The following is a 4,734-nucleotide window of genomic DNA, read 5'->3' as shown; positions in this document are numbered from 1 at the left end:
GGTGTTCGGCAACACCGGGGTCGGTGGAGCCGGCGGCCACGGTGGTCACGGCGGCGATGGGGCCAACGGCGGGCCCGGCGGCACCGGCGGTGACGGCGGCACCGGCATCAGCGCCGGTCAGGGTGGCATCGGTGGCGCCGGCGGAGACGCCGGGACCAGCGGGGCCGGCGGTAACGGCGGGGCTTACGGCGCCGGGGTACCCATCGGTCACCTCGGCGGGGGCGGCTTCGCCGGCTACAGCGGCAACGGCGGCGACGGCGGGGCCGGCGGCACCGGCGGCTTCTGCGGAGAACCGGCGCTTCCGTGCGGCGGCAGCGGTGGGGCCGGCGGTGACGCCTACACCGCCGGAACCGGAAACGTCACCCCCGGCAACGGCGGGACCGGCGGCACCAGCACCGACGGCGGCGGCGAGGGCGGCCCGGGCGGCAGCGCGACAATCGACAACGCCGCCAACACGCATACCGCTGTCGGCGGCCTGGGCGGCCAAGGTGGCCAGGGCGTCAGCAACTGGTGTGCCGGCTGCGGGCTTGGCGGGTCCGGCGGCAACGCGACAATCGACAGCCCCACCTCCACGCATAACGCTTTCGGCGGCGACGGCGGCAACGGCGGCCCTCCCACTGTCGGTCAAGGCGGGGACGGCGGCGTGGGCGGCAGCGCGACCAACTTCGGCCTCGGACTGGCTATCGGCGGCCACGGCGGCAACGGTTACGGCGGCGGCACCGGCGGCACCGGCATTGACCAAGCCAACGGCGGCGACGGCGGTAACGGCGGTAACGCCTTCGCATCCAATGCCGCCGGAGGGGATGGCGGCCCCGGCGGTCTTGCCGGGCCCGGCGGTACCAACGGGTCACACGGGTCAAACGGCACCACCGGGACACCCTGACGAACCGCCGGGCGGGCACCAGCGGTCATCGACGAGGATCGGCCGCCCACGCCGAGACCGCGGATTCTTGCCGCCGGCACGGGGTCCTCACCGGTCCCGCGCGCAGCTCACCCGGGCGGTGCGTTGACCGAGGTCGCAGCACGCTGATACAGCCGCACGAAGTCCTCGATCCGCAGGGTCTCACCGCGGCGCGCCGGGTCGATGCTGGCCGCGAGCAGTCGGCTCGCGGATTCGTTGCCCGAGCCCGCCCATTGCACGAACGCGTTTCGGCAGGTCTTTCGGCGCTGGGCGAAGGCGATGTCGATCAGCTCGAAGACGCGCCGGCGGAAAGTGTCGTCGGTGGGCCAGGGCGGGGTTTCGTAACGGTCGATGCGCACCAACCCGGAGTGCACGCGCGGGGTCGGCCAAAACACCGTCGGCGACACCGTGCCCTGGCGCTGGACCCGTCCGAAGAAGCGCGCCTTGACGCTGGGTGCCCCGTATTCCTTCCCTCCGGGTTCGGCGGCGAGCCGTTCGGCGACCTCGGCCTGCACCATCACCAACGTGGTCCGGATGGAGGGGAATTCGGCCAGCAGATGCAATAACGCGGGAACGGCCACGTTGTACGGCAGGTTGGCCACCAGCGCGGTCGGCTCATCGATGTCGGCGCGGCCGACGGTCAACACGTCGCGGTGGAGCACCCGCAACCGGTCGATCCCGTTGCTCGCATGCTCGGCCACAGTTATCGGCAACCGTTCGGCCAGCACCGAGTCGATCTCCACGGCACTGACCGTCGCGCCCCGGTTCAACAGCGCCAGGGTCAGCGAGCCAAGCCCGGGCCCGACCTCCACGACGTGGTCGTTGCGCTGTACCCCCGACATCGAGGCTATCCGGCGCACCGTGTTGGCATCGTGGACAAAGTTCTGCCCCAGCGATTTTCGTGGCCGAAATTCGAGTTCTTTGGCCAACCGCCTGATCTCGGTTCGCCCGAGTAGCCGAACAGTCAGCGCCGGCCACCGCACACGGGCCACGGCCCCAAACCGCGGGCCGCCCTGATCGCCTCGGCGATGGCGATTTGTTCTTCCCGCGTGGCGAGGTCGGCCCGCGGGGCGTACCGCAGCCCGCCGTTGTTCTCCCAGGTGCGCTGATCGAATTGCACACCGCCGTAATACCCGTTGCCGGTGTTGATCGCCCAGTTACCGCCGGATTCGCACCGCGCGATGGCGTCCCACAGGGATCCGTTGGCGACGTCGGGAACCTCGGTGCCCGGTTTGGCCCCGACCCGCACCACCGCCTCGCGCGCCGGTGTCAGCACGGTGTTGGCGATCGGCAGGCGCCCCGCCTCGACGCCGTTGACCTTGGCCACCGCGAACGTCACGTCCTGGGTTCCCGGGGTACCGGGGTCTTCGACGACCTGGCGGCTCATGTTCATCTCCGGGTCTTCGATGCGCCGCACGGGCGGGGCCAGCGGCACTCGCTCGGTGACTTTCTCGATACGGTTGCGGGTCACCTGGATGCGCATCCCGTCGACCACCGGTGCCGACGCGCCCGGAGTCACCTGGTCACCCTGCTCCAGCGGGGCGCCGGCGGCGGCTAACAGCTCGCCGACATTGGGTGCGGCCACATGCACCTCGCGCAGCGCCCCGGCGTCGTCGAGCAGCACGGTCTTGCCGCTGACGACCGGCAGGGCCATCCCGGCCAGCGGAACGCGGCTGCCGCGCGACGCCGCAGCCGGGGCGGTATCGGTCATCGCGAGCTGGGCGAGCGCCTCGTCGACGGTGGACGCCGTCGTCCACACCTGGGTGGGATTGTGACCGTCGAACGAGATCTGCAGCGGCCGGCTACGACGCAGCACGATGGCATCGGCGTCGCGCACGCGCGCCCGCGCAGCCGGGTAGAGGTCGTCGCGCTCGCCCACCTCGAAGCCGTTCTCGGCCAGGATGTCGACGACGCGCGACTTCATCGTGGTCACCCTCATCGCCGTTCCGTCGACGCTCAGGGTCACGGTCTTGTAGGCGGCCACCGCCCATCCCCCGGCCACGGCCAGCATCAGCAGCAGGGCGGCCACCAGACCACGCAGCAACGGCGAACGGGACCGGTCCAGCCTGGTGAGTACGTTCACTGCGCGCTAACCCCGACCTCAGCAATAACTTCCGCACCAATTAACTGCCACACACAAAAAGGCCGGGAAACGCCCAGCCGTTCGATCACAAGACGGTAACGAACCGGTCTAGATCGAGCAACTCCGCCGCGCCGCTTTTAGTGAACTCTTAATTACTCAGTCCGTACACCCGGAAGGCGTTGGCGGTGGTGATGCGGGCGAGTTCCGCGGCGGGGCGGTCGACGAGCTCGGCCAACGCCCGGACGGTGTAGGGCAGGCAGTAGGGCTCGTTGGGTGCGCCGCGGTAGGGGTGGGGGGTCAGAAACGGCGCATCGGTTTCCACCAGCAGCTGCTCGGCCGGGATCAGCGGGACCGCGTCGCGCAGGTCGCGCGCGTTGCGGAAGGTCACCGTCCCGGAGAGGCTGATCAGCGCGCCGGCATCGACGCAGGTGCGCGCCATCGCGGCATCCGAGGAGAAGCAGTGGAAAATGACGGTGTCAGGTGCGCCCTCGGCGCGCAGCACGTCGAGCACCTCCGCGTCGGCCTCGCGGTTGTGGATCATCAGCGGCTTGCCGGTTCGTTTGGCCAGGTCGATGTGCCAGGCGAACGCCGCACGCTGCACGTCGGGCTGCGCGCAGCCGGCGAGCCGGCCGGGCCAGTACAGGTCCATCCCCGTCTCGCCGATCGCCACCACCCGCGGATGGGCGGCCAGGCGTTCGATCTCGGTACGGGCGTCGTCGGTCAGCGCGTCCGCCCGCGTCGGGTGCAGCGCGACCGCGGCGTAGACCCGGTGGTCCCACTCCGCGGCGCGGGTCACCCACCGCGCGGAGTTCAGATCGTCGGCGATCGTGACCACCGCGACGACACCGACGGCCGCGGCGCGGTCGACGATGGTGCGTACCTCGTCGGCGTCCCCGGCGCCGCACGCGTCGAGGTGGGTGTGGGCATCGACCAGCGGGCTCAACGGCTCCGGGGCGGGCGGCGCTTGGCGGTCACCGGGCCGTCGGGAGCTCACCAGCACACCATAGGCACACAATTAGGCTGGAATTTCGATGAAGTCCTACTACGTCACCACCGCGATCACCTACCCCAATGCCGCGCCGCACCTGGGGCACGCCTACGAGTACATCGCCACCGACGCGATCGCCCGGTTCAAGCGGCTCGACGGCTTCGACGTACGGTTTCTGACCGGGACCGACGAGCACGGCCTCAAGGTCGCGCAAGCCGCGGCCGCCGAGGGAGTGCCCACCGCGGAGCTGGCGCGGCGCAACTCCGACGTGTTCCAGCGCCTGCAGGAGCAGCTGAATATCTCCTTCGACCGGTTCATCCGCACCACCGATGCCGACCACCACGAGGCCTGCAAAGCGATCTGGCGGCGCATGGCGGCGGCCGGCGACATCTACTCCGACGTCTACGCCGGCTGGTACTCGGTGCGCGACGAGCGGTTCTTCGTCGAATCGGAGACCCGGCTGCTCGATGACGGCACCCGGATTGCCACCGAGACCGGAACACCGGTGACCTGGACGCAGGAGCGCACGTACTTCTTTCGGCTCTCGGCCTATGCCGACAAGCTGCTGGCCCACTACGAGGCCAACCCGGATTTCATCGCGCCCGAGGTGCGGCGCAACGAGGTGGTCAGCTTCGTCGCCGGGGGACTGCGCGATTTGTCGATCTCGCGCACCTCGTTCGACTGGGGTGTGCCGGTGCCCGATCACCCCGACCACGTCATGTACGTCTGGGTCGACGCGCTGACCAACTATCTGACCGGGGC

4 protein-coding genes and 1 pseudogene are annotated in these 4,734 nt (G+C 70.2%); 2 read left to right on the top strand and 3 right to left on the bottom strand.

Annotation, left to right across the window (positions count from 1 at the left end; translation table 11 throughout):
* Positions 1–883 (top strand): annotated as a pseudogene (locus F6Q13_RS16705) (PE-PGRS family protein); the annotation flags it as partial.
* A gap of 107 nt (positions 884–990) precedes the next feature.
* On the opposite strand, the gene rsmA reads toward F6Q13_RS16705, so the two are convergent.
* From rsmA to F6Q13_RS16690, 3 genes are all read right to left on the bottom strand, one after another.
* A complete protein-coding gene (gene rsmA / locus F6Q13_RS16700) occupies positions 991–1,893 on the bottom strand; it encodes a 16S rRNA (adenine(1518)-N(6)/adenine(1519)-N(6))-dimethyltransferase RsmA (RefSeq protein ID WP_293058909.1) in 903 nt (300 codons plus the stop codon).
* Entirely contained in the window at positions 1,866–2,984 is a 1,119-nt protein-coding gene (locus F6Q13_RS16695; protein ID WP_293058907.1) for a resuscitation-promoting factor, read from the bottom strand. Before F6Q13_RS16695 ends, rsmA begins: the two co-directional genes overlap by 28 nt.
* A 148-nt stretch (positions 2,985–3,132) precedes the next feature.
* Positions 3,133–3,984, bottom strand: a complete 852-nt coding sequence (locus F6Q13_RS16690) for a TatD family hydrolase (RefSeq protein WP_293058904.1) — start codon at positions 3,982–3,984, stop codon at positions 3,133–3,135.
* A gap of 31 nt (positions 3,985–4,015) precedes the next feature.
* Between F6Q13_RS16690 and F6Q13_RS16685 the strand changes: the two genes are divergently transcribed.
* A partial coding sequence (locus tag F6Q13_RS16685) for a methionine--tRNA ligase (protein ID WP_293058901.1) occupies positions 4,016–4,734 on the top strand: 719 nt, incomplete at its 3' end.

The organism is Mycobacterium sp. (genome assembly GCF_008709575.1).
In the GTDB taxonomy this organism is placed as follows: domain Bacteria; phylum Actinomycetota; class Actinomycetes; order Mycobacteriales; family Mycobacteriaceae; genus Mycobacterium.
This window is presented reverse-complemented; position numbering and strand designations above follow the sequence as displayed.